The sequence below is a fragment of the Microbacterium sp. MM2322 genome (genome assembly GCF_964186585.1).
In the GTDB taxonomy this organism is placed as follows: Bacteria; Actinomycetota; Actinomycetes; order Actinomycetales; family Microbacteriaceae; genus Microbacterium.
Genome location: NZ_OZ075067.1, coordinates 3,034,192 through 3,056,834 on the forward strand (window position 1 = coordinate 3,034,192; position 22,643 = coordinate 3,056,834).

Annotated in this window: 24 protein-coding genes and 1 pseudogene; 10 read left to right on the forward strand and 15 right to left on the reverse strand. The window is 68.1% G+C overall.

Annotated elements, in window-relative coordinates; all coding sequences use genetic code 11:
• Positions 1 to 41 precede the first annotated feature (41 nt).
• Positions 42 to 233, reverse strand: coding sequence for a streptamidine-related RiPP repeat protein (locus tag ABQ271_RS14775; RefSeq protein WP_349309476.1), 192 nt, complete (start codon positions 231 to 233; stop codon positions 42 to 44).
• 153 nt (positions 234 to 386) lie between these two features.
• Between ABQ271_RS14775 and ABQ271_RS14780 the strand changes: the two genes are divergently transcribed.
• The 4 genes from ABQ271_RS14780 to ABQ271_RS14795 are packed head-to-tail and all read left to right on the forward strand — an operon-like array spanning position 387 to position 3,697.
• Entirely contained in the window at positions 387 to 1,466 is a 1,080-nt protein-coding gene (locus tag ABQ271_RS14780; RefSeq protein WP_349309477.1) for an iron ABC transporter permease, read from the forward strand.
• Entirely contained in the window at positions 1,463 to 2,290 is an 828-nt protein-coding gene (locus ABQ271_RS14785) for an ABC transporter ATP-binding protein (RefSeq protein ID WP_349309478.1), read from the forward strand. Before ABQ271_RS14780 ends, ABQ271_RS14785 begins: the two co-directional genes overlap by 4 nt.
• Positions 2,287 to 3,267 carry an ABC transporter substrate-binding protein gene (locus tag ABQ271_RS14790; protein WP_349309479.1) on the forward strand — a complete coding sequence of 327 codons (981 nt, stop codon included), beginning with the start codon at positions 2,287 to 2,289 and terminating at the stop codon, positions 3,265 to 3,267. Before ABQ271_RS14785 ends, ABQ271_RS14790 begins: the two co-directional genes overlap by 4 nt.
• Entirely contained in the window at positions 3,251 to 3,697 is a 447-nt protein-coding gene (locus ABQ271_RS14795) for a TetR/AcrR family transcriptional regulator C-terminal domain-containing protein (RefSeq protein ID WP_349309480.1), read from the forward strand. Before ABQ271_RS14790 ends, ABQ271_RS14795 begins: the two co-directional genes overlap by 17 nt.
• 187 nt (positions 3,698 to 3,884) lie before the next feature.
• Here the strand turns inward: ABQ271_RS14795 and ABQ271_RS14800 are convergent, their stop codons facing one another.
• From ABQ271_RS14800 to ABQ271_RS14815, 4 genes are all read right to left on the reverse strand, one after another.
• The gene (locus ABQ271_RS14800; protein WP_349309481.1) at positions 3,885 to 4,457 is read right to left on the reverse strand and encodes a dihydrofolate reductase family protein; all 573 of its coding nucleotides are present in this window, start codon (positions 4,455 to 4,457) and stop codon (positions 3,885 to 3,887) included.
• 26 nt (positions 4,458 to 4,483) lie between these two features.
• The gene (locus ABQ271_RS14805) at positions 4,484 to 5,110 is read right to left on the reverse strand and encodes a hypothetical protein (protein ID WP_349309482.1); all 627 of its coding nucleotides are present in this window, start codon (positions 5,108 to 5,110) and stop codon (positions 4,484 to 4,486) included.
• Between the two features lie 46 nt (positions 5,111 to 5,156).
• Positions 5,157 to 7,118, reverse strand: a complete 1,962-nt coding sequence (locus ABQ271_RS14810) for an MDR family MFS transporter (RefSeq protein WP_349310917.1) — start codon at positions 7,116 to 7,118, stop codon at positions 5,157 to 5,159.
• Positions 7,119 to 7,351: 233 nt separating this feature from the next.
• The gene (locus tag ABQ271_RS14815) at positions 7,352 to 8,053 is read right to left on the reverse strand and encodes a TetR/AcrR family transcriptional regulator (protein WP_349309483.1); all 702 of its coding nucleotides are present in this window, start codon (positions 8,051 to 8,053) and stop codon (positions 7,352 to 7,354) included.
• 106 nt (positions 8,054 to 8,159) lie between these two features.
• Here ABQ271_RS14815 and ABQ271_RS14820 point away from each other — a divergent pair, with 106 nt between their 5' ends.
• A complete protein-coding gene (locus ABQ271_RS14820) occupies positions 8,160 to 8,828 on the forward strand; it encodes an SDR family NAD(P)-dependent oxidoreductase (protein WP_349309484.1) in 669 nt (222 codons plus the stop codon).
• Positions 8,829 to 9,262: 434 nt separating this feature from the next.
• On the opposite strand, the gene ABQ271_RS14825 is transcribed toward ABQ271_RS14820, so the two are convergent.
• The 3 genes from ABQ271_RS14825 to ABQ271_RS14835 all read right to left on the reverse strand — a co-directional run bounded on the left by ABQ271_RS14825 (position 9,263) and on the right by ABQ271_RS14835 (position 11,414).
• Positions 9,263 to 9,757, reverse strand: coding sequence for an RNA polymerase sigma factor (locus ABQ271_RS14825; protein WP_349309485.1), 495 nt, complete (start codon positions 9,755 to 9,757; stop codon positions 9,263 to 9,265).
• Complete coding sequence (locus ABQ271_RS14830) at positions 9,754 to 10,338, reverse strand: hypothetical protein (RefSeq protein WP_349309486.1); 585 nt, start codon at positions 10,336 to 10,338, stop codon at positions 9,754 to 9,756. Before ABQ271_RS14830 ends, ABQ271_RS14825 begins: the two co-directional genes overlap by 4 nt.
• Before the next feature lie 92 nt (positions 10,339 to 10,430).
• Positions 10,431 to 11,414: a S41 family peptidase gene (locus tag ABQ271_RS14835; RefSeq protein WP_349309487.1), complete on the reverse strand. Its 984-nt coding sequence runs from the start codon at positions 11,412 to 11,414 to the stop codon at positions 10,431 to 10,433.
• Positions 11,415 to 11,587: 173 nt separating this feature from the next.
• Here ABQ271_RS14835 and ABQ271_RS14840 point away from each other — a divergent pair.
• Positions 11,588 to 12,484, forward strand: a pseudogene (locus ABQ271_RS14840) (AIPR family protein); the annotation flags it as partial.
• Between the two features lie 35 nt (positions 12,485 to 12,519).
• Here ABQ271_RS14840 and ABQ271_RS14845 read toward each other — a convergent pair.
• Positions 12,520 to 12,816, reverse strand: coding sequence for a hypothetical protein (locus tag ABQ271_RS14845; protein ID WP_349309488.1), 297 nt, complete (start codon positions 12,814 to 12,816; stop codon positions 12,520 to 12,522).
• Between the two features lie 179 nt (positions 12,817 to 12,995).
• Positions 12,996 to 14,366 (reverse strand): replicative DNA helicase, encoded by a 1,371-nt coding sequence (dnaB, locus tag ABQ271_RS14850; RefSeq protein ID WP_349309489.1) that lies wholly within the window; start codon positions 14,364 to 14,366, stop codon positions 12,996 to 12,998.
• 452 nt (positions 14,367 to 14,818) lie between these two features.
• Between dnaB and ABQ271_RS14855 the strand changes: the two genes are divergently transcribed.
• Positions 14,819 to 16,039 carry a hypothetical protein gene (locus ABQ271_RS14855; RefSeq protein ID WP_349309490.1) on the forward strand — a complete coding sequence of 407 codons (1,221 nt, stop codon included), beginning with the start codon at positions 14,819 to 14,821 and terminating at the stop codon, positions 16,037 to 16,039.
• A 95-nt stretch (positions 16,040 to 16,134) separates the two neighbouring features.
• The gene (locus tag ABQ271_RS14860) at positions 16,135 to 17,832 is read left to right on the forward strand and encodes an LPXTG cell wall anchor domain-containing protein (RefSeq protein ID WP_349309491.1); all 1,698 of its coding nucleotides are present in this window, start codon (positions 16,135 to 16,137) and stop codon (positions 17,830 to 17,832) included.
• Between the two features lie 250 nt (positions 17,833 to 18,082).
• On the opposite strand, the gene rplI is transcribed toward ABQ271_RS14860, so the two are convergent.
• The 5 genes from rplI to ABQ271_RS14885 form a co-directional block, all read right to left on the reverse strand.
• On the reverse strand, positions 18,083 to 18,535 hold the full coding sequence (gene rplI / locus ABQ271_RS14865; protein ID WP_349309492.1) for a 50S ribosomal protein L9: 453 nt from the start codon (positions 18,533 to 18,535) through the stop codon (positions 18,083 to 18,085).
• Positions 18,536 to 18,546: 11 nt separating this feature from the next.
• The gene (gene rpsR / locus ABQ271_RS14870; protein WP_005054609.1) at positions 18,547 to 18,801 is read right to left on the reverse strand and encodes a 30S ribosomal protein S18; all 255 of its coding nucleotides are present in this window, start codon (positions 18,799 to 18,801) and stop codon (positions 18,547 to 18,549) included.
• A gap of 53 nt (positions 18,802 to 18,854) precedes the next feature.
• Positions 18,855 to 19,385: a single-stranded DNA-binding protein gene (locus tag ABQ271_RS14875; RefSeq protein ID WP_036311299.1), complete on the reverse strand. Its 531-nt coding sequence runs from the start codon at positions 19,383 to 19,385 to the stop codon at positions 18,855 to 18,857.
• 5 nt (positions 19,386 to 19,390) lie between these two features.
• Complete coding sequence (gene rpsF / locus ABQ271_RS14880; protein WP_349309493.1) at positions 19,391 to 19,756, reverse strand: 30S ribosomal protein S6; 366 nt, start codon at positions 19,754 to 19,756, stop codon at positions 19,391 to 19,393.
• 111 nt (positions 19,757 to 19,867) lie between these two features.
• Entirely contained in the window at positions 19,868 to 20,821 is a 954-nt protein-coding gene (locus ABQ271_RS14885) for a WYL domain-containing protein (protein WP_349309494.1), read from the reverse strand.
• Between the two features lie 90 nt (positions 20,822 to 20,911).
• Between ABQ271_RS14885 and ABQ271_RS14890 the strand changes: the two genes are divergently transcribed.
• On the forward strand, positions 20,912 to 21,376 hold the full coding sequence (locus ABQ271_RS14890) for a VOC family protein (RefSeq protein WP_349309495.1): 465 nt from the start codon (positions 20,912 to 20,914) through the stop codon (positions 21,374 to 21,376).
• Between the two features lie 87 nt (positions 21,377 to 21,463).
• Positions 21,464 to 22,609 (forward strand): hypothetical protein, encoded by a 1,146-nt coding sequence (locus ABQ271_RS14895; protein ID WP_349309496.1) that lies wholly within the window; start codon positions 21,464 to 21,466, stop codon positions 22,607 to 22,609.
• Positions 22,610 to 22,643 lie beyond the last annotated feature (34 nt).

A 22,643-nucleotide genomic window follows, 5' to 3' on the forward strand; every position in this document is an offset into this window, starting at 1 on the left:
AGCGGTGGCCGCCGCACCGAGGAGCGACGGCCACCGGGGCCTCAGTCCGCGTCGAACGCGAACGGGTTGTGCACGAGTGCGTTCGTTCCCGGTCCCTGCGGGGCGCTGAGCACGCCGTCCGCCGCGATCGCCTCGAACGCGAACGGGTTGTGCACGAGCGCATTCGTACCCGGCCCCTGGGGTGCGCTCAGCACGCCGGCGGTGGTGATGGGTTCGAGAGTGATGCTCTGCATGACATCGTCCTTTCCTTATTGAGAACGGTTCTCAACATGATGGGACGTTAGCGGGTTGTCGACGGCGAGGCAACAGCGCACCATTTTTGTGAATCCCGCTTATTGAGTATGGTTCTCAATAAGAAACACCCGAATCCCCCTGAGAGGCGGCCCATGCGAGATCGACTCCCGCCGTTCGCGACCATCCGGCGTGCGCGCACACTGGTCCTCGCCCTCTCTGCGGTTCTCGCGACATGCACCCTCGCATCGATGGCCATCGGGTCCGTCGGACTCACAGTGCCGGAGGTCGTCGGCGTGCTGTTCGCGCGCATCGGCGGCGGACAGTCCGCCGCCCTCACCGCTGACCAGATCGTGTGGAACGTCCGGTTGCCGCGCACCGTCCTCGCGATCGTCACTGGCATGGGGCTCGCCGTCGCCGGTGCCGCGATCCAGGCGGTCGTCCGCAACCCGCTCGGCGATCCCTCGCTCATTGGAGTGACTCCCGGCGCCTCCCTCGGCGCGGTCGCGGTGATCGTGCTCGGCAGCGGTGCGGCAGCGGGCGTCCCCCTCACCGTCGCCGCATTCATCGGCGCCCTCGTCACGTTCGTCGTCGTCTTCCTCCTCGGCCGCTCGGGCGGTCGGATGCCACCGACACGGTTGATCCTCGCGGGTGTCGCCGTCGGCTACCTCGTCTCATCGATGACGTACTTCCTCCAGACGATCGCCACCCCGAATCAGGTGCAGCGGGTGCTGTTCTGGAGCCTGGGAAGCGTGGGAGGTGCCGACTGGGGGACGTTACCGATTCCTGTCGCGATCGTCGCGATCGGCACCGTCGTGATCCTGCAGTCCGCGCCTGCGTTGAACGCTCTCATCGGCGGCGATGACCTCGCCGCGTCGCTCGGTGTGGACGTCGCGCGTCTGCAGCTCACCCTCCTCGTGGTGGTGGCCGCGATGACGGGCGCGCTCGTCGCGGTCGCCGGAGGCATCGCATTCGTCGGTCTGGTGATCCCCCACATCGCGCGGCTTCTCGTCGGCGCTGATCACCGGCGAATGCTGCCGCTGACAGTGGTTCTCGGCCCGATCTTCCTGATTCTGGCGGACTTCTCCGCGAGAACCCTCCGCGCCCCGGCTGAGCTGCCGATCGGAGTCGTCACCGCCGCCGTCGGCGCCCCCTTCTTCCTCTGGCTGCTGACCGCGTCGCCGCGCTCGGGCGCGCGGCGGAAGCGCCGCGCCGCGTCAGCGGTGGTCGGATGATGCGGGTCGAGATCGACGGGGTATCGGTCGAGCGGGACGACCGCACCCTCGTCGACGACGTCCGCTTCGTCGCTCCCGAGGGGTCGACGGTCGGCCTCATCGGCCCCAACGGTTCCGGCAAGTCCACGCTCCTGCGCACCGTCTACCGCGCGCTCCGCCCAAGCGCCGGCGCCGTCCGGGTCGGCGAGGCGGACGTGTGGAAGCTGACCGCGCGCGCGGCCGCTCACCGCACGGCGGTCGTGCTGCAAGAGGACCACCGCGAGTTCGAGTTCTCGGCGCGGGAGACGGTCGAGCTGGGGAGGATCCCCCACCGGCATCCCGGACGCCGCGCCGCGAGCGCCGATCGGGATGCCGTCGAGACCGCGATCGACCGGTGCGGGATCGCGCCCTTCGCGCATCGACCCGTGGGCTCGCTCTCGGGAGGGGAGAGGCAGCGGGTCGCGGTGGCCAGGGCGCTCGCCCAGGACACCCCGGTGCTCATCCTGGACGAGCCGACGAACCACCTCGACATCCTCGCGCAGATCGAACTCCTCGACCTCGTCACCGCCCTGCCCTCGACGACGATTGTCGCTCTGCACGACCTCGGCCTCGCGGCGGCGTACTGCGATGTCGTCGTGGTCCTGGACGGCGGTCGGGTGGTGGATGTCGGGGCGCCCGCGCAGGTGATGACGGCCGCCCTCATCGCAGAGGTGTACGGCGTCGTCGCCGAGATCGGCGTGAACCCGCTCACGAATCGCCTCGCCATCCACCTCGGGGAGGCCCTTCCTCGCTCCCCCGGCCACGCCGCGACCCCGTCTGCGGCTCGAAAGGAACCCACACCATGACACACTCCGTCCCGCGCATCCCACTGGCCGTCTCGCTTCTCGGAGTCGTGCTGCTCGCCACCGCCGGGTGCGCCGGCGCGGCGCCGGCGGATGCCGCTTCCGCCGGCGCCTCCGGGGCGCACTACCCCGTCACGGTCTCCAGCTGCGGCGCCGACTACACCTATCAGCGCGCCCCGGAGCGGGTGCTGCTCGGGGCTCCCGGCATCATCGACACCCTCGATGCCCTCGGGGTCGGCGACCGCGCGATCGGCTACACGCTGTCCGACCTCGACACCGGAGAGGCCGCAGCCCACCCGAAGCTCACGCACAACTCAGCCGACTGGACCCCGAGCAAGGAGTACCTGGCCGGGGCGGCCCCCGACCTCTTCATCGCCAACGACGAACAGCAGTTCACCGGCAACGGCGCGGCGACCGTCGACGATCTGCGCGGCCTCGGCGCGGGGCTGTACGTTCTCGGCAGCTACTGCGTCGGAAAGACGGCTACCCCGACCATCAACGCCGTCTACGACGACATCACGGCCCTCGGAACCCTCTTCGGCGTCTCCGAGAAGGCGGACGAACTCACGTCGCAGCTGCGCGGCCGGGTGGCAGACGCCGCCGCACTCCGCGGAAACCGGAAGCTCAGCGCCGCCTCCGTCTCGATCGTCGACGGCACGGTGTACGCCCTCACGGGAGCGGGCTACCAAGCCGTCCTCGACACGCTGGGCATCACCAACGTCTTCGCGGATGCCGGAGCGAACTACACGCAGATCAGCCGCGAAGACGTCATCACGGCGAACCCGGACATCATCTTCGTCGACTACTCCGGGCCGGCTCAGGAAGCCGACTCGCTCAAAGCGGCCAAGACGCTGTTCGCCGGATCGCGCGCGGTCGCCGATGGGCGCGTCTTCGGCCAGAACGAAAACTCCTTCCAGGCCGGAGGCGTGCGTATCGTCGATGTCATCGAACGCAGCGCAAAGGATGCCTTCACCCAGTGACGACGCTGCGGCGGCCTCCGCGATCCGCGCTGCCGGCGACGAAGTCCGACCTGTCGCCGATCCGCATCCGCACGCGCTGCTCGTCTGGGCCCACTCATACCGTGACGCCTTCGCGCGCCACCCGGCGACCATCGCCGTTTTCGCGACCACGGCTCTGGACGGCGCCGGCCGCACGACGGAGATGTACGAGCGAGTCGTCGACGCGTTCCTGCGCGCCGGCTGGCCCGAGGACGATGTCATGACCACGCTCGTCGCGCTCGAGGACTTCATTCTGGGCGCTGCCCTGGACGCGGTCGCACCCGCCGACATGTTCCAGCTCCGGAGCCCGGACGATGCCCCGACCCTCAGTCGCGTCACCGCTGCCAGCCGCCGATCGGTACCCGGCAGGGGCCCGCGCAGGCGGGTGCGCCTTGCGCGCCTCTCCAGCTGAGCCGAGCGCGCGGCTTCCAGGGACGCAAAGTGTCGCTCACCCGCACGGCCGGCGACACAACGGGTCCCCGCAGCACCCGCGGCATCCGTTCCAGGGACCCGAATCATCGCCGGGACGCACCGGCAGCGACACAACGGGTCCCCGGAGCGCCACCCCGCGTCGTCGACCGCTGGCTCAGTCGTGCGGGTCAGGAACCCGTCCGCGCGTACTCCTCGATCGCGACGCCCGACGAGAACTCCCGCACGACCGTCCGCGTGAAGGCGCGGGACTCGAAGGCCACCCCACCGAACAGGGGGATGCCGGAGCCGAACACGACGGGATGCCGCTTCAGCACGAGACGGTCGATCGCCGGCAGCAGCGCGCCGGCGAGTTCGCCGCCGCCGCAGAGCCAGATGTCCGCGCCCTCCTCCTGCCGGAGAGCCCGGACGGTGGCGAGCGGGTCGTTCGTCAGCTCGACAGCAGGATCGACCTCGCGCGCCCGCCGACTGGCGACGACCTGGCGGAGGTGCGGGTACGGGCTTGTGATCCCGGCATCCAGTGCGGGCAACAGGGTGTTCCACCCCATGATCACCGTGTCGAACGTCGTGTTCGTCGACTGGATGCCGACGGCGCGCTGCACATGGCCGGGCAGCGCGTCGGCGTACTCGCCGAAGATGACGGAGTTGTGATCGCCTTCGATGAGGAAGGGGTCGTACCCACCGTCGGGCTCAGCGATGAAGCCGTCGATGCTAACGGCGACGTAGTAGACGAGGTGTCGCATGGGGTCTCCTTCATCGGTGCCGTCCATCAGAGCCACAACAGGATAGCGATGCCCAGGCCGAGGCCGAGGCCGAGCGAGACGGTCCACGCGGTGGCGGCGGCGAGGGTCCAGGCTTCGCGTTCCTGCAGTACACGTCGGCGCGGATCGTCCGGCGACAGCATCTTCGCCGCGCGGTGCGTGAAGAACACGACGGGCGCGGCGAGGATGGCGACCAGGACGAGGCTCAGGAACTGGATCAAAAGACCGCTCTCGCGCCGGCCGATCGCGAGAGCTTCCCACGCCATGGCCAACGTGCTCGCCGTCTCGCGCGGCCCGCACAGGGCCACGAGCGCCACAGCGCCGACAGTGACGACGAGCGCACGGAGGGCTCGCTCGCCTCGCGACGCTGTCGCCTTCCCCGGACCAGTGCCGGTCGCATTCGAGAACGCTCGGCGTGCGCCCCGGAGAGAGAGTGGCCAGAGGACAACGCCGACGAGCGCGGCGATGATCCATGCGAAGACCTGCTCCGGCGACATCGGCACCCCGAGGTTCTCCGTGAGGAGGATGCCGCCGATCCACGTGCCGATCCCGACCGGAACGCCGACGCCCACCGCGAGGACCACGATGACGATCTGTACCGTCGGCGACGGGGTGCGGTCGCCTCGCGAGCTCATACCCCCACTCTAGGAAGTCGAGTGGACCTCGCGGATACCGCCGGCGTCAGCCGAGCGCGATCGGCTCGGGCTGACGCTCGGCGTCGGCAGACTCCTGCAGCGCCGACTTCTGACGCAGCGGCGGGGTGCGGAAGAACAGCGTCAGAACGAAGGCGATCAGTGCGACGCCCATGGCCACCCAGTACACGCTCACCGTCGACTGGTTGAACGACACCAGGAGCGGCTTCGTCAGGCGCGGATCGGCGCCGTTGAGGAACGACGTGTCGTCCATCGTGCGGTCGTCGAAGGACGAGCCGGACGAGTTCGACATCCCGTCGATGATCTGCGGAACGGCCTGATCGACGAACGCGCGGCGAGCAGCGGCATCCGTGAAGTCCAGGGTGACCGTGCCGTCGGCCGCAACCTTCGCGACGGGCACCTGCTCGGTGATCTTCGCCCCTGCCTGCGCGATCGCCTGCTGTTCGGCTTCGGCGGTGGCCTGCCCCTGAGCGGCGGCCGGGATCGCACCGGATGCCACCTGCTGGGCGACCGCGTCGGCGGCAGCGGCCTTCGCCTCGTCGACGCCCTTCTGCGCGCCGTCGAGCGCGCCGTCGGAGAGCTGCCCGACGAACGGGTCGTAGACCTTCGACATGATGCCGGCATTGGCGGGCGCGCTCGCGACCGTCGGGTCGAGGGCGGCATCCAGCGCGTCGCCGAGGGCTCCCTGGTCCTTGAAGTTGGTCTGCAGGTTCAGCGGGACGAGCGTGAACAGCAGCGACAGCAGCACGGCCGTGCCGAGCGTTCCACCGATCTGCCGGAAGAACGTCGACCCTGAGGTGGCGACGCCGATGTCCCGCGGGCCGACGGAGTTCTGCGAGGCGATCGTGAGGGTCTGCATGAGCTGACCGAGCCCGAGACCGATGAGGAGCATCGCGGCGGCGATATGCCAGTACGAGGAGTCGTACCGGACGAAGGTCAGCGTGAGGAAACCGAGCACCATGAAGGCGGTGCCGATGGTCGGGAAGATCCGGTAGTGGCCCGTGCGCGCGATGATCTGACCGCTGACGATCGACGAGATCATGAGTCCCAGGATCATCGGCAGCAGCTGGATGCCGCTCTCGGTGGGCGTCGAGCCGAGCACGAGCTGCAGGTAGAGCGGCAGAGTGAGCATCGCGCCGAACATCGCGAAGCCGACGAAGACGCCGATGATCGTCGCCATCGAGAACGTCGACGACCGGAAGAGCTTGAGCGGGATGAGCGCGTCGTCCTTCATGCCGCGCTCGATCAGGATGAAGGCGACGATGCCGACGACCCCGATGACGTAGCAGGCGATGGCGATGGGTGAGGTCCAGCCCCACTCGCGGCCCTGCTCCGCGATGAGCAGCAGGGGAACGAGCGCGATGATGACCGCCGCCGCACCGAACCAGTCGATGCGCACCCCGCCGTGCGGGTGCCGCGGGATGTGCAGGAACCGCAGGACGACCGCCAGCGCGACGAGGCCGATCGGCACGTTGATGAGGAAGACCCAGCGCCACCCGGCGATGAAGAGGATCTCGCCCGACCCCGCGAACAGACCGCCGACGAGCGGGCCGATCACCGAGGAGATGCCGAAGACGGCAAGGAAGTAGCCCTGGTACTTGGCGCGTTCGCGCGGGGCGAGGATGTCGCCCATGATCGCCAGCGGCATCGACATGAGACCGCCGGCGCCGAGGCCCTGGATGGCCCGGAAGGCCGAGAGCTCGATCATCGAGGTCGAGAAGCTCGCGGCGACCGAGCCGACGATGAAGATCGCGATGGCGATGATGAAGAGGGGCCGGCGGCCGAAGATGTCGGAGAGCTTGCCGTAGATGGGCGTCGAGATCGTCGACACGATCAGGTACGCGGTCGTCACCCACGCCTGCTCGCTGAGACCGTTGAGGTCGTCGCCGATCGTGCGGATCGCCGTACCGACGACGGTCTGATCGAGCGCGGACAGGAACATGCCCGCCATGAGCCCGAAGATGACGAACAGGATCTGGCGGTGGGTCATCACCGGGGTGCTTCGGGTGGTCGGGCTCGACACGGCAGCAGTTGTCACGGTTCCTCGAAGGGGTGAAGGCCGGTAGGGATGCCGCGCGGCGGGTCTCGCGCGACGGGGATGCCGACAGTGGCCGGCAGAACAAGTTGTGCTTGGTCAACCATAAGGGAGGTGAACCGCTGGGTATTCCCATTTCGTACCTATCACCTGGTGAGTGGGGCGGATGCGCCTGCAGCGCGCTTCACTCACGGCTCGTGATCGGCTGTCACTCCGGACTCGGGCGCGTGTGAGGCGAATGCCTCACGCATTGCGCGGGAAAAATCTTCACCGGATGGTCCGGAGGGCATCTCAGGCAGAGACACTCCGGGGTTGGCGAATGCGCGAAGAAGGTGTCCGAGTAGACGGCGCCATGCATCTGGAGCGACCCGAGCGGTGGCGCCGACAACTCCCGCGTTGGCCATCAGCGCGAGGACGAGATCTTCGGACCGGAAGTCGTCTCGGAGCCGACCCGACGCCTTTGCACGGTCTATGAGGGTCACGAAGCCCTCGTAAGAGCGCGTCCGAAGCGTCTCGAGTTCGGCAGCGCCGGGCAGCGTCATGGTGAGCACGTCGGCGAAGCCGCGGTCCGTGGCCTGCATCTCGAGTACGGTCTCGACGTATCCCGTGAAACCTCTCCACGGGTCGGGATCCGCGACCGCCGCGGCCGTCGCGGCGACGAACCGACGCATGTGATCGACGAAGACCGCGGCGATCAGTGCTTCTCTGCTCGGGAACCGCCGTGCGAGCGTCGCCTTCCCCACTCCGGCCTCGCGCGCGACCGCTGCCATCGATATGCCCAGTCCCTCGACGGCGTACAGGCAGCGAGCGGCCTCGAGGATCCGCGACCGATTCTGTTCCGCATCGGAGCGAAGCTGGTTCCGTGACGGGTCATCATGCTCGGGAGTCATCTACCGAGGATACTAAGTGGAACGTGCGATCCAAATAATGCTAGTCTCGAGTATATGGACCGCGCGTTCCACTTAATGGGGCGCCCGAACGAGAGGACCGCACCCCATGAGCACTATCGCCGTTATCGGAGCAGGACCGGGCCTGGGGATGGCCATCGCCCGTGAGTTCGGGCGTCACGACTTCGACGTTGCACTGGTGTCCCGCAACCCCGCCAAGCTCGACGGCTACGTGCGGACGCTGACCGACGAGGGCATCGTTGCCGAGGCATTCCCCGCGGACGTCCTCGATCACGCGTCACTGCGCGCCGCCCTGCAGGCTGCCGACCGCCGATTCGGAGGCATCGACGTCCTCGAATATTCACCGGTCGACGCCGCCGACGGCACTCCCGGTCCGCCATCGACCGTCACTCCCGCAGCTGTCGAGGCAGCGGTGCGTTCCCAGCTTCTCGGTGCGATGGCCGCAGCCCACGCGGTGCTGCCGGGCATGCAGGAACGAGGATCGGGCACCCTCCTCTTCACGACGGGCGCCGGCTCGGTCACGCCCACGCCCCACTTCGCAGCCGCAAACGCGGGCGGCGCCGCGCTCCGCAACTGGGCGCTCAACCTTCACGGAGAGCTCGAGGGCAGCGGCGTGTATGTGGCTCACGTGCCCATCGCCGTCATGATCGACGCGGTCATCCCCGGGTACCCCTCCGCCTCGTCGACCGACATCGCCGCCCAGTACTGGCGCCTGCACACCGAACGTGACGCCGCGGAGTACATGTTCACCGCGTGACCCGGCGGTGAAGCATCCTGTCCCCGCGACGGTGGATCGGGCAGGTCGAAAGCACGACGGCCACCGGCGTTCGCCGCCCCGGGAAACGGGGCCGGTCGGTCGAGCGCGGGTGGATGTCTCGGAAGCGGCACCCGAGTTCCGACGGGACTTGTCCCAGCGGTCAAGTCCCAGCCGAGGACCAGCGTGAGTCGAGGGCGTAATCCTCCATCCGCTTCTCCAACGCGGCGCGCACCTGTCCGGGGGCGTCCTCTCCGACGAGGAGGCGCAGACGACGATCGCTCGGGTCCGCAACGTGCGAGATGCCGCGCGACGGGTCATGTGCGGCGGGATGCCGACAGTGGCCGGCAGAACAAGTTGTGTTTGGTCAACCATAAGCCTGTCGACCCCCTTGCGCATTCCCTTTTTCTTCGGACTCCGCTTTCCGGGTTCCTGCGTCAGCGGGTCGACTCACTCAGCGCGCCGAGTGAGGCGCGCAGTTCCTCCTTGGCTTTCGCGTACCGGCTGCGGGCGGTGGACGAGGGGATGCCGAGAAGCTCGGCCGCTTCGACAAGGGTGAAGCCGTCCCAGTGCAGCAGCCTGACGAGCTCGGCCCTGTCCGGGTCGAGCCGCGCGATCGCGTCGCGCACGTCGGCACCGTCATCGGCCGCGCGGGACGTCGCCTCCACCGCCGTTGACTGGCGGATCCGGTCGGCGAGCGCCCACCGTCGCCGCTCGCCCCGCGCGTGGTTCAGCAGGGTCCCACGGGCGATCCCGAACAGCCACATGCGTGCCCGTTCCGGATCGCTCGGCAGGTCTCCCACCCGGCGCCAGGCCGCCACCATCGTCTCGCCAAGCAGGTCGGGAGCGTCGTCGAACCCGACACGTCGCTGAAGATAGGCGAGAAGGGAGGGGGATGCCGCGGTCAGCGCCGCATCGAGCGCGCTAGTCACTTCCACTGCTCGCCGTCGCAGTGCACCTGGCCACCGCCGCTGCTGATGCTCGCGTTGTCGAACCCGCGGTCGCGGAGGCCGGCGGACATCGCATCCCAGAGGGCCTCATCGACGGCCACCCAGTGATTAGTGTCGGCCGCGCGCGGGTCCGACCCGTTGGATGGGTCGCGCTTGAGGACATCCAGGTGCCCGGCGATGTACGGCTCCACCTCCGCGGCGACATCCTCGGTCGCGAACCAGTCGTCGATGGCCCGGTCGAGCTCGAACTGGCGGAGCGGGTTCGCGGCGACGATGTTCCCCACCCTCAGCTCGCACTCGCCCCAGGTCGGCGAGAGGTACGTGTGACTGCGGTTCGGGTTCATACCGGCGCTCCAATCCCACGATGAGGACGCCGCTGCGAAGCTTGCTCCGCCGGCGAGAGTGAGCGTGAGAGCGCCGGCGACGATGCCGACGCGACGATGCCGACGCGGATGCGCCTCGGTACGGGCCGCCGCCATCATGGCCCGGAGGTCGCTCGCGTCAGCCGCCCGGGTTGCGGGAGCGGAGCGCTCGAGGGTGGAGTCGAGTGGATCAGGGGTCATGATGCCTCCAGGCGTGATGTGTTCCTACCCCCTACCTGTCCGGCATCCTCCCGTTCGTCCATGCGCTCGTCGTGATCTCCGCGCACGTGTGGCTAACACCGCCCCCTGATCCAGTCCGAGGCGGCGTCCACAACCGTGTCCGACGCCGACCCCCTGGGCGCGTCCGGGGCGATCGGGCCGTCGTAGACGGCGCCCGTCCGGTCGACGTAGGTCGAGGTCGAGAGCGCAAGGGCGGCGCCGTCGTCCAGCTCGAAGACCTCGTTCCCGGTGGTGAACCCGGCCGTGTAGTCACCGATGCGAAGGGTGTCCTGCTGGGTGGCGAAAGCCATGACAATGCTCTCTGCGGCGCTGGCGGTACCGGGTCCGGTGACGATGGCGACGGGCTGGGAGAGGGACAGATCGACCGTCGGCGCGTCGACCTCGTAGTCCGCCGGGACGATGAGGTTCCCGTTGTCGACGCCGACCCAGTCGATGTCACCGTCGCGATCCTGAAAGCCGAGGACGCGGCCGTCGTCGAGAAGCGGGGCGACGGATACGAGCATCGGGTACGCGTTCCCTCCCGTGTTCTCCCGGAGGTCGATGACCCACCCGCAGGTCGTATCGGTCGCCGCTGAGCGGAGGGCGTCGATCCCGGCATCCTGGTAGAGATCGTCGGATTCTCGCGTCCCTCCGGCGAAGGACGGCAGCGTGAGCGTGCTGACGCCGGCATCTGTGGAGACGGTCGGGAGCGGGAAGGGCGTGCCAGGGTCCGACATCTGCGTATATGCGACCCACTTCTCCGGGGTGAAGAAGACCGTGTGACGTCCTCCCGCGATCTCGGCGAGTTCCGTGATGCCGCGATACGTGTCCGAGACCGTCGACAGGCGGTAGAGCTCCGGCCGGATTTGCTCGACGGCCGCCTTCCACTCCGGGGTGCCGGCGTAGAGGCCACTCTCCAGGACGGTGACGGCCTCGTCCACATACTGTGCGACGGGATTGGCAGGCGAGACCTGCGCCGCACAGCCGACAAGGAGCAGCGCGGCGATACCACCGGTGAGCGCGGCTCGACCACCTGTGATGCCCCCGCGTCGCGCCATGCCCCCACGATAGGGGCGAGATCTCTTCGGGGTAAGCGAGCCTCAGTCGTGTAGGAACCGCCCGACGATGTCCTGCCACTCACGGCCTAGAGCCGTTCGCAGAGGCGAAATGTCCACGACCGGGTCTGAATCGTGTGCCTTGAAATGTCCACTGAGCATCAAGGTCTGGGTGGTACTACGAGCGAGCGCGTGGCCAATGGGAGAACGACCGCGCGGCACGGGGAGCCATGTCCGAGCAGAAGAAGTTCGAACTGGAGTACCCGAAGTCTCAGCGGATCACCAAGACAGACTGGGCCAAGTACGCATACTGCTGGGGAAAGAAGCCGCATCTGGTGAGCAAGGGCGCCCAGAGCGTCTTCGCCGACTACGCGGTCGCCGTCGACAAGCAGTGGGAGACAGACGACGCGCGGTTCGGCGACGGGTACTTCCGCAACAACATTGGCAAAGCGCTCATGTACGAGCAGCTACGGTCGGCGGTACTCAAACAGGTCTGGTACACAGCATCACCGGGATACCTCGCGAACATCGTCGCCTACGCGATCGCGAGGTTCTCTTCGCAGATCGAGACCCAGTTTGGCGGTGCCAAGTTCGACTTCGGCCGCGTCTGGGAGACTCAATCGATCGACGAGACTACGCTGGTGGCACTGCTGGATTTCGCCCACGCGGCCCAGCTCCATCTGACGGATGACAATCGACCGCAGGCCAACGTGACCCAGTGGGCGAAGCAGCAGGCATGTTGGGATCAATTCTCAAAGGCACGCCTCCAGCTTGAGGTAACCCTCCAGTCCTCCCTCGTCAGCGCGGAAGACGCTCGCTCAGCGACTCGTGATGAGCGGAAGCTGCGCGTGATGGACACCGGTTTCGAGAACATCCGTAGGGTCGTGTCCGTGTCTCAAGACACTTGGGCGGCGGTTTATCGAGCCGGGCAACTCTCGCCTCTCGAGAGCAACCTTGTGCAACTGTTCGGTCTTCGGAGCGGCAACGTCCCGAGCGAGAAGCAGGCGAGTGTGCTCCTTCGACTCCTGGACCGCATGGCAGACGTCGGAGCGATCGCGCGCGAATCATTCTGAAGCGCCACTCTGCCGGACTCGACTGGCGCTCTACGTCAACTCTGGTCCCAGGCTTCGACGAGATACCAAGTCGCGTCCGAGAGAGTTGCAATCGCGCCCACGCCGGCCGTTGCGAAGTTGGCTTTGATCTCCTTGCCGCTGGCGTGAAACAGGTACGGATAGCCGCCGTCGTGGAGCATCCGTGCCCGCCCGTCGTCGGCAACGTTCAGCAGCTTGTCGACCCAGGTCCGATAGGGGACGTGCGCCACGCGACGAGAGGTGAGCGTGTCGAGGTAGCTCATCCGCTCCTTGTACGGGAACTGAGCGATGCGACGAACGTCTTCCTCGCTCACGCCAGGGCGAATCTCGTGCACGTTGCGTCGTAGCCCAGCATCCGTCCGCCCTCTCGCTCCTCAGCACAAACGTATCGAGGTTCGGAAGGCTGCGGTTTGTTGGCGCGAAATGTCCAGATGGACACACCATGGACATTTCATGCGCGAAATGGACAACTTCAAAAAAACCTACAAGTCGCTCAGTCCATCCCGACGGCCATGTCGGTGAAGCGCGAGAAGTGACCCTGGAACGCGACGACGACCGTGTCGGTCGGGCCGTTACGGTGCTTGGCGACGATCAGGTCGGCCTCGCCGGCGCGGGGGCTGTCCTTCTCGTATGCGGCTTCACGGTGCAGGAGGATGACGATGTCGGCATCCTGCTCGATCGAGCCCGACTCACGCAGGTCGCTGATGGCGGGCTTCTTGTCGGCACGCTGCTCGGCACCACGGTTCAGCTGCGACAGCGCGATGACGGGAACCTGCAGCTCCTTCGCCAGCAGCTTCAGCGCACGCGAGAACTCCGAGACCTCCTGCTGACGCGACTCGACGCGCTTACCGCTCGTCATGAGCTGGAGGTAGTCGATGACGACCATCTCGAGCCCGACGCGTTGCTTGAGCTTGCGGCACTTCGCGCGGATCTCGACGAGCGTCATGTTCGGGCTGTCGTCGATGTAGAGGGGGGCGTCGTTGATGCGGCCACGCGTGGAGGCGATCGTGGTCCAGTCGCGACTGTCGAGCATGCCCTTTCGCATGCTCTGCAGCGGAACCGAGCCCTCGGCGCTCATGAGACGCATCGCGATCTCGCTGCGGCCCATTTCGAGGGAGAAGAAGACAGTGGGCCGGTTGTTCTTGATTGCGGCCGCGCGGGCGAAGTCGAGCGCGAGCGTCGACTTACCCATGGCGGGTCGCGCGGCGACGACGACCATCTGTCCGCCGTGCAGTCCGTTGGTGAGCTGGTCGAGCTGCGCGAACCCCGTCGGGATGCCGGTCATCTGACCGTCGCGCCCGCGGGCGGCCTCGATCTCCTCGACGGCAGCATCCACCGCCACCTGCAGGGGGACGTAATCCTCGGACTGCTCGGCACCGGTGACGGAGTAGATCTCGGCCTGCGCGCTGTTGACGAGGTCGAGCGCCTCTCCCTGGCCGTTGTACCCCATCTGCACGATGCGGGTGCCTGCCTCGACGAGGCGCCGGAGGAGCGCTCGCTCGCGGACGATCGACGCGTAGTAGGCGGCGTTCGCCGCAGTCGGGACGATCGACGTCAGGGAGTGCAGGTAGTCAGCGCCGCCGGCACGCTGCAGGTCACCGGTCTTGATCAGCTCATCCGTGACGGCGACGACGTCGGTGGGCTCGCCGTGCGAGTACAGCGAAAGGACCGCTTCGAAGATGAGCTCGTGCTTGGGCACGTAGAAGTCGGTTCCCCGGAGTGCCTCGATGACGTCCGCGACCGCATCGCCCGACAGAAGCATGCCGCCGAGCGTGCTCTGCTCGGCGAGCATGTCGTGGGGCGGGGTGCGCTCAGGTCCGCGGGATCCGCCGATTCGTGCGTCTGACACGTCCGCAATCGACATCCAAGCCCCTCTTCCGGGCCTGCTGGAAGACCCTCGCACACGTTATGGAGGGCTTCCGACACACGCAAACCGGCCTGTGGATAACTATGTGGAGAATCTGCGAGAAACGCCGTGGACCCTGTGCACAGACCCTGTGGACAACGCGTGGAATCTCTCATCCTGCCTAGATAGTAAGGACCTCTGATCAGGTCTTTCGTTTCCCACAGCCTGTGGATGGATAACCGGCCTCAAGTGACACTTGAAGGTTCAGGGTTATCCCCACCCACGGGCAAAAGCCGTGATTTGTCAAATGAGAAAGTCGGCCTGTGTCCAGCGCTCCTCGCAGGGGCCTCGGCAGAGGATTTGCCCTCTTGTCAAATTCATAGGATCGGCGTAACTTGTGGGGTCCAGGCACCCCGCAGAACGCGGCCATCACGGCGTGCGTTCCGATGAGAACATCGTGGAGGTGACCTGTGCGTACAACGCAACGAGCGTGTGCTCGGCTCGGTCTCCTCGCCGCGGTCGGCGTCGCGTTCGCCGTGCTCTGGGTGGCGTTCGCAGCCGTCCTGGACGCGTCGCACGCCCGCGCAGCTGATCGCACTGACGATGGACTCTTGGGCGGGGTGACGAAGATCGTCGAGGATGCCACGCAGCCGGTCACCGACGCCGTCGTCGCGCCCGTGTCCGAGAAGCTGGTGAAGCCGGTGGCGAACACTGTGGCGAAGCCCGTGACGGAAGAGGTCGCCGAGAAGGTCGTCAAGCCCGTCGCCGACAAGGTGGTGAAGCCCGTCGCCGACAAGGTCGTCAAGCCCGTCGCCGACAAGGTCGTCGCACCCATCGCAGACAAGGTCGTCAAGCCCGTCGTCGCACCCATCGCAGACAAGGTCGTCAAGCCCGTCGTTGCGCCGGTCGTGGACAAGGTCATCAAGCCCGTCAGCGGCGCGGCTGTGAAGCCCGTGATCGACGGTGTCGTCACGCCGGTGATCGACGAGGCGGTGACGCCCATCACGGACTCCGTGCTCCCGCCCGTCACCGCGATCGTGGAACCGGTCACCGACGGCATTGTGAAGCCGATCATCAAGCCCGTGATCACCCCGGTGGTGGATGCCGTTACCCCGGTTATCGAGCCCGTCGTAGACGTCATCTCGCCCGTCGTCGAGCCCGTCATCTCGCCCGTCGTCGAGCCCGTGATCTCGCCCGTCGTCGACGCCGTGGTTCCGCCGGCGGTCGACGTGATCTCTCCCGTGACAGACCCCGCCGTTCCGGTCGTCGTCTCTCCCACCGGGCCGGGTGTGCAGGCGCCCTCCGCCCCGGGCGCTGCGACCTCCGGCGGCGACGCATCCGCTGACTTGACGTCCCCGGCATCCGAATCCATCGCACCCCCGGTTCAGGGCGCCCCCGCCATGCAGCAGGCGTTCTTCAAGGCCGTGTCGGCTGGCTCCGTGGCCGACATCCCTGCCGTGAGCGTCGATTCGGCACCTTTCGCGCCCGACACCGCCCCACTCGCGCCGACGGCGCCGCTGGCGGCCTCCACTTCTGTGACCTCTCCATCATCCGGAGGGGCTGCCGGGTTCTTCGCCCTGCTTCCATTCGGCTTCCCCGTCGCGCACCGTGCCTGGGCACGGCGGGGGCGGCCGAACGATGAGCACGCGCTCCCTGCACCCTTCTTCGACACCGACGTTTCTCCCGACTGACGGGGATCGAGCCGCGCCCCTTCGCGGCACGCATCCGCACGTCCCGCGTGACGGCGCTCCTGCGCCATCCCCAGTCATGTTTTGAGGAGAAAGAAATGAACACCATGTTGTCGCGCGCCCTTCTGGGCACGCTGGTCGCCGGAGGCATCACGCTCTTCGGCGCGGCGGCCGCGCAGGCCGCAGAATCGAACACCTCAGGAGAAGACGGTCTGCTTTCGGGCACCCAGGCGCTTCTGAACGTCGACATCCCCATCACCGTCGGCGACACCGCGATCTCTCTGGTCGGTGACTCATCAACGGAGTCGAGTGGCACGAAGGAGTCGTCCGCTCCATCGGGCGGCGCATCCTCCGCATCCACCGATGGCTCGAAGGGTGCGGCATCCGGCTCGCAGGCGATCATCGACGTCTCCGTTCCCGTCACCGTGACGGACACGGCGGTCTCGGTGATCGGCGACAGCACCACCGAGAGCACGGATGCCGCGGCCCCCGCCGCACCGTCCGCGCCCACACCGTCGGCTTCGACGGACGGTTCTGACGGAGTCGCCTCCGGCACGCAGGTCGTCGCACCGGTAAAAGCTCCCGTCACGATCACCGACACCGCAGTCTCCGTCATCGGCGACAGCACCACCGAGAGCACGGATGCCGCGGCCCCCGCCGCACCGTCGACGCCCACACCGTCGGCTTCGACGGACGGCTCGGACGGAGTCGCCTCCGGCACCCAGGTCGTCGCACCGGTAAAGGCTCCCGTCACGATCACCGACACCGCAGTCTCCGTCATCGGCGACAGCACCACCGAGGGCACGGATGCCGCGGCCCCCGCCGCACCGTCGACGCCCACACCGTCGGCTTCGACGGACGGCTCGGACGGAGTCGCCTCCGGCACCCAGGTCGTCGCACCGGTCACCGTTCCCGCGACGGTCGAGGACGTAGCAATCTCCGTCATCGGCGACAGCACGAGTGAGAGCACGGATGCCGCAACGCCGGCCGCACCGCCTACCGGCGCTATCGGAACCCCGTCCACCGACGGTTCCGACGGCATCGGCTCGGGCACTCAGGTCGTCAGCCCGATCACCCTCCCGGTGACCGTCGACGACACCGCCCTCTCCGTCATCGGCGACAGCACGTCGACCGGCGGCGGATCCGCAGGTGCGCCCGGCTCCGGTGTCACGACGCCCGGAGCACCGGAGACCTCGGGCGAGAACGCCATCGGCGGCGGCACGCAGATCCTGCTGCCGATCGACATCCCGCTCACGGTCGGCGACACGGCCATCTCGATCATCGGCGACAGCACGGTGACCGAGCCTGGCACGGACCCCACCGACCCGGTGGACCCCGTTGACCCGGTTGACCCGGTGGACCCGGTGGACCCTGTTGACCCGGTCGACCCCGTTGACCCGGTGGACCCCGTTGACCCGGTGGACCCCGTTGACCCGGTGGACCCGGTGGACCCCGTCGACCCGGGCACCGATCCCGTCGACCCGGGCGTGGACCCCGTCGACCCGACCGACCCCGGCACGGACCCGAGCGACCCCGGCACGGACCCGACGGAGCCGGGCACCAGCCCGGTAGACCCGACGGACCCGGGCACGATCCCCGGCGACACCCCCGGCACGGGCACCGACGACCAGATCCCCGGCGCCGGCACCGCTCCGATGGCTCCTGCGGCCACCGCGAGCGAGACCGACGGGTCGCTGGCTCAGACTGGCGGCGTCCCGGTGACGTGGATGCCCCTGGCTGCCCTGGCGCTGATCGCCGCGGGAGCGGTGCTGACCCTGCGTCGTCGCACCGTTTGACCCCTGGTGAGGGGGCGGATGCCGCGGGTTTCGACCTGCGGCATCCGCCTCACCCGTGCGCCGATGCAAGGGATTCGGCGCGACACCCCGGCCGCAGGCGCATCAGCGCGGCGTGTCGGCAACAATCCCTTGCATCCGCGAACACTCGCACCCGCGCACACTCGCATCCGCGCATGCCCCGCAAACGACGGATGCCGCGGTCCCACCCTCCGAGGAGGGGGAACCGCGGCATCCGAACCGCGCGCCAGGACTACTTGGCGGCGACCACCTGCAGGGTGATCACGGCGGTGAGGTCGTCACGCAGGCGAACGGTCGCCTCGTGCTCGCCCACGGCCTTGATCGGCGAGGTGATGTGGATCTTGCGCTTGTCGAGGTCGCCGAAACCGGCGGCCTTGACGGCGTCGGCCACGTCGGCGGTCTTGACCGAACCGAACAGACGGCCTTCAGCGCCGGCCTTGACGGTCAGCTTGACCGTGTTCGACTCGAGCGTGTTCTTGAGCGCCACAGCCTCTTCGTGGTCGTGGATCGCGCGGGACTCGCGGGCGGCGCGAATGGACGCCACCTGCTTCTCGCCACCGCGGCTCCAGGCCACTGCGAAGCCCTGGGGGATGAGGTAGTTACGGGCGTACCCGTTCTTGACCTCGATGACGTCACCGGCGCTACCGAGCCCGGTGACCTCGTTCGTGAGAATCAGCTTTGCCATGTCGGTGCTCCTTACCGGCCAGCGCCGGCGTAGGGCAGGAGCGCCATTTCGCGGGCGTTCTTGATCGCCTTCGCGATCAGACGCTGCTCCTGCACCGAGACTCCGGTGATACGACGGGCGCGGATCTTCCCACGCTCCGAGATGAACTTGCGAAGCGTTGCGACGTCCTTGTAGTCAATGACGCCGACGCGGATCGCCTTCGCGGGAGCGGCGTTCTTCGCGCCCTTCCGCGGCTTACGGCGATCGCCGGTTGCCTTTCCAGCCATGTGTCTTCCTTAAGAGAGGTGGATGCCGCAGCCCGCGGCATCCGGAATTCGAATCAGAACGGGGTGTCGTCGCCGTAGCTCGTCCCGGGCGCGCTCCAGGCGTCCGGAGCCGAAGTCCCGGGCGTCGCCCAGGGCTCGTCTGCCTGAACCTGCGGACGCGACTGCTGCTGACCGCCGCCGAAGCTGCCGCCACCGCCGCCGCCACCATTGCCACCGCTGGACGCGGCGCGGGTGACCTGGGCAGTCGCGTAGCGGAGCGAGGGGCCGATCTCGTCGACCTCCAGCTCGATCGCGGTGCGGTTGTTGCCTTCGCGGTCCTGGTAGGAGCGCTGCTTCAGGCGACCGGTCGCGACGACCCGCATGCCCTTGGTGAGCGAGCCTGCAACGTGCTCAGCGAACTCGCGCCAGACCGACGCGCGCATGAACAGCGCTTCGCCGTCCTTCCACTCGTTGGCTTGACGGTCGAAGCTGCGCGGCGTCGATGCGATCGTGAAGTTCGCGACGGGAAGACCGTTCTGCGTGTAACGCAGCTCGGGGTCCGCCGTGAGGTTTCCCACGACCGTGATGATGGTCTCGCCGGCCATGAGCCTTATGCCTTCGCAGCCTTGCGGGCGGCCTTGGCGTCGGCGCGCTCCTTCTCGGCAGCGACCAGAGCGATCGCCTCTTCTGCGCGGAGGACCTTGGTACGCATGATCTGCTCGTTCAGCTTGAGCTGACGGTCGAGCTCCTGCGTGGCCTCGCTCGTGGCGGTGAAGTTGACGACGGCGTAGATGCCCTCGTTCTTCTTCTGGATCTCGTAGGCGAGACGGCGCTTGCCCCAGACGTCGACGTTCTCAATGGAGCCACCGTCTGCGGTGATGACCTTGAGGAAACCGTCGAGCTTGGGAGCGACCTGGCGCTCGTCGATCTCGGGGTCGAGGATGACCATGAGTTCGTACTGGTGGATGTGCGTCACTAACCCACCTCCTTCGGACTAGAACGGATGCCGAGCATTTCCCGGCATCAGGAGGGTTGATGCACGTGTCCGTGATTCCGCGCATGAGCGCAGACGGACAACCACAACAGTCTAGCGGATGACCGGCCCGGTCACGGACGCCGCCATCCGGCTCCCCACCTCGGCCGCCGCGGCGGCCAACTCCGGTGGGCCGACGACCTCGAACGGCACGTCGAACCGCAGCGCCCAGGCGAGCACCCCCGCCCACGACCACGACCCGATCCGCACGACGCACGTGCCGTCCGGGCGCTCCGCGAGCTCGGCGTCGCCGAGCCAGGGTGCGATCCGCCGAGCCGGCAGCGGCAGGGTGATCTCTCCCGTCACGGGCCACCGGTCCGCCGTCTCGGATCCCTTGAACCTGGCCGCGAGATACGTCTGCGCATCCCCCGTCGGGATCTCGCGCGGCTCGAACGGGACCCCGCCGCCCTGGCGGGGCCGCAGCCGGTCGAGCCGGAGGATGCGCCAGTCCGCGGCATCCCTGTCCCACGCGACCACGTACCAGCGTCCGTCGCGAGCGACGACGGCGTGCGGTTCCGCGTGCCGGGCGGGCCGATCGGCGTCGTCGCCGTAGTCGAAGCGCAGCGTCCGGCGCTCGCGTGCGGCGACGCTCACCGCTTCGAGCGCGGCGGTCGCGACCTGCTCGGCCGGCGGCCCCGTCTCGAACCGGATCCCGTCGATGCGGTGGCGCAGGTGCGACGGCATGACCTGCCGCAGCGTCGCGAGGGCTCGGGCCGCGGCATCCGTGATGTCGACTCCGGATGCCGACTGCAGCGCGACGGCGATGGCCACGGCCTGCTCGTCGTCGAAGAGGAGGGGTGGCAGTTCGTCGCCCGGGCTCAGTCGGTACCCGCCGTACGGGCCCTTCGCCGCCGTGATCGCGTAGCCGAGCTCCCGCAGCCGGTCGACGTCCCGGCGGACCGTGCGGACGGTCACCCCGAGCCGGTCGGCGAGTTCCTGGCCTCCCCAGTCGCGGCGCGACTGCAGGACGGACAGCAGATCCAGCATCCGGTGCGACGGCGACGACATTCCTCCATCCTGCTCGAGAAGCGGACAGAAACGGTCCTCTACGCGGCGAAGAGTGGATCCCGGCAGACAGCCACCGACCGAAGGACCACGATGACCCTCTCCACCACCACGCACCTCAACTTCCACGGCGACGCCCGCGCCGCGCTCGAGTTCTACGGCCGCGTGTTCGACGGCACCGTCTCGGTGACGACGTACGCGCAGGTCGGCATGCCCGCCGAGGCGCCCGGCGCCGAGAAGGTCGTGTTCGGCATCCTCGTCGCGGCGGACGGCTTCCGCCTGATGGCGTACGACGTCCCGGGCGAGAAGCGGGGCGCCGAGGCCGTGGCCGGTTCGACCCGCCGCGAGAACGGCGCCACGATCACCGACCGCGCCTTCTTCGTCTCGCTGCAGGGCGACACCCTCGACGAGGTCGCCGCACGCTGGGAGTCCCTCGCCGACGGCGCGACGGTCATCGAGCCACTCGCCGCGTCGCCGTGGAGCGCCGGCTTCGGCATGCTCACCGACCGCTTCGGCGTGACGTGGGTCGTCGACGTGCGCGCGGCCCACGCTGGCTGACACCCGGCCGCTGGCACAGAACGGGCACCCGACGCCACCCCGCGAGCACGATCTCTCGCGGGGTGGCGCTTTCGGTACCGTGGCCGCATGAGCACCCCCGCCTTCGACGCGCGACCCCTGACCGAGCCCGTCGACGGGGCCACGGCGCGGGCGCACCGCAGGCAGCTCTTGTCAACGGGACGCGCGCCGAAGACCGCAGGCTGGGCGGCGGGATGCCTCATCGTCGCCGTTGCCGGGGTCTTCGGGCTCATCGTCGTCAACCTCATCTTCCGACTCGTATTCGCCCCGTTCTTCGAGGGGGATCCCCCGACCGCCGGCGGTTCCTTCGGGATCGTGGCCGTCGTGGGACTGATCGCCGCCGGTGCGATCGCCCTCATCGTGAAGGCGTACCGGGGCGGCGCCGTTCGCTGGTACCGCCTCGACCACTTCGCGCGCGCGAACGGGATGACCTGGTACCCGCAGGCATCCAACCCGCCCCTGCCGGGAATGATCTTCACGCTGGGCAGTTCCCGGACGGCGACCGACATCCTGCGCGGCGAGCAGCCTCGCCTGGTCGAGTTCGGGAACTACCGGTACACGACCGGGTCGGGCAAGAACCGCACCACTCACCGCTGGGGCTACGTCGCGATCCGCCTCGGGACGCCGCTGCCCCACATCGTGCTGGATGCCGAGGGCAACAACACCTTCCTGGGCACGAACCTGCCGCAGACCTTCGACAAGCACCAGCGGCTCAGCCTCGAGGGCGACTTCAACACATACTTCTCGCTCTACTGCCCAGAGGGCTACGAGCAGGACGCGCTCTACCTGTTCACGCCCGACATCATGGCGCGGTTCATCGACAACGCCGCCCAGCTCGACGTCGAGATCGTCGACGACTGGCTCTTCCTTTATGGCAGGCGCGATTTCTCCACTCTCGATCCTCGAACGTGGGGGTGGCTGTTCTCGGTCGTCGGTGCGCTGATGGACAAGCTCGCGCAGTGGGAGCGGTGGCGTGACGACCGGCTGACGACGCAGGCCGCCGGGGCGGCGGCATCCGCTCCCGTCGTCGGCACGTCCGGCGCTCTGCCGTTCACCCCTCCGGTCGAGGCGTTGCGGCCACCGCCCGGGGTGGCCCCGGGCGGCCGACGGCTGAAGACGACCGTCCCGTGGGCGACCATCATCATCGCCGCAGGATTCCTCATCATCTGGATCGCCATGCAAAGCGGAGTGATGAACTCCCTGTTCGGCCGCTGACGACACCGGGAGCGGGCACCGCGGGGCGTGTCCC

What these genes read in the sequence shown, in the direction of transcription:
- ABQ271_RS14775 (WP_349309476.1), bottom strand. Translation starts at nt 233, where the DNA reads ATGCAGAGCATCACTCTCGAACCCATCACCACCGCCGGCGTGCTGAGC.
- ABQ271_RS14780 (WP_349309477.1), top strand. Translation starts at nt 387, where the DNA reads ATGCGAGATCGACTCCCGCCGTTCGCGACCATCCGGCGTGCGCGCACA.
- ABQ271_RS14785 (WP_349309478.1), top strand. Translation starts at nt 1,463, where the DNA reads ATGATGCGGGTCGAGATCGACGGGGTATCGGTCGAGCGGGACGACCGC.
- ABQ271_RS14790 (WP_349309479.1), top strand. Translation starts at nt 2,287, where the DNA reads ATGACACACTCCGTCCCGCGCATCCCACTGGCCGTCTCGCTTCTCGGA.
- ABQ271_RS14795 (WP_349309480.1), top strand. Translation starts at nt 3,251, where the DNA reads ATGCCTTCACCCAGTGACGACGCTGCGGCGGCCTCCGCGATCCGCGCT.
- ABQ271_RS14800 (WP_349309481.1), bottom strand. Translation starts at nt 4,457, where the DNA reads ATGCGACACCTCGTCTACTACGTCGCCGTTAGCATCGACGGCTTCATC.
- ABQ271_RS14805 (WP_349309482.1), bottom strand. Translation starts at nt 5,110, where the DNA reads ATGAGCTCGCGAGGCGACCGCACCCCGTCGCCGACGGTACAGATCGTC.
- ABQ271_RS14810 (WP_349310917.1), bottom strand. Translation starts at nt 7,118, where the DNA reads ATGACCCACCGCCAGATCCTGTTCGTCATCTTCGGGCTCATGGCGGGC.
- ABQ271_RS14815 (WP_349309483.1), bottom strand. Translation starts at nt 8,053, where the DNA reads ATGACTCCCGAGCATGATGACCCGTCACGGAACCAGCTTCGCTCCGAT.
- ABQ271_RS14820 (WP_349309484.1), top strand. Translation starts at nt 8,160, where the DNA reads ATGAGCACTATCGCCGTTATCGGAGCAGGACCGGGCCTGGGGATGGCC.
- ABQ271_RS14830 (WP_349309486.1), bottom strand. Translation starts at nt 10,338, where the DNA reads ATGACCCCTGATCCACTCGACTCCACCCTCGAGCGCTCCGCTCCCGCA.
- ABQ271_RS14835 (WP_349309487.1), bottom strand. Translation starts at nt 11,414, where the DNA reads ATGGCGCGACGCGGGGGCATCACAGGTGGTCGAGCCGCGCTCACCGGT.
- dnaB (WP_349309489.1), bottom strand. Translation starts at nt 14,366, where the DNA reads ATGTCGATTGCGGACGTGTCAGACGCACGAATCGGCGGATCCCGCGGA.
- ABQ271_RS14860 (WP_349309491.1), top strand. Translation starts at nt 16,135, where the DNA reads ATGAACACCATGTTGTCGCGCGCCCTTCTGGGCACGCTGGTCGCCGGA.
- rplI (WP_349309492.1), bottom strand. Translation starts at nt 18,535, where the DNA reads ATGGCAAAGCTGATTCTCACGAACGAGGTCACCGGGCTCGGTAGCGCC.
- rpsR (WP_005054609.1), bottom strand. Translation starts at nt 18,801, where the DNA reads ATGGCTGGAAAGGCAACCGGCGATCGCCGTAAGCCGCGGAAGGGCGCG.
- ABQ271_RS14875 (WP_036311299.1), bottom strand. Translation starts at nt 19,385, where the DNA reads ATGGCCGGCGAGACCATCATCACGGTCGTGGGAAACCTCACGGCGGAC.
- ABQ271_RS14885 (WP_349309494.1), bottom strand. Translation starts at nt 20,821, where the DNA reads ATGTCGTCGCCGTCGCACCGGATGCTGGATCTGCTGTCCGTCCTGCAG.
- ABQ271_RS14890 (WP_349309495.1), top strand. Translation starts at nt 20,912, where the DNA reads ATGACCCTCTCCACCACCACGCACCTCAACTTCCACGGCGACGCCCGC.
- ABQ271_RS14895 (WP_349309496.1), top strand. Translation starts at nt 21,464, where the DNA reads ATGAGCACCCCCGCCTTCGACGCGCGACCCCTGACCGAGCCCGTCGAC.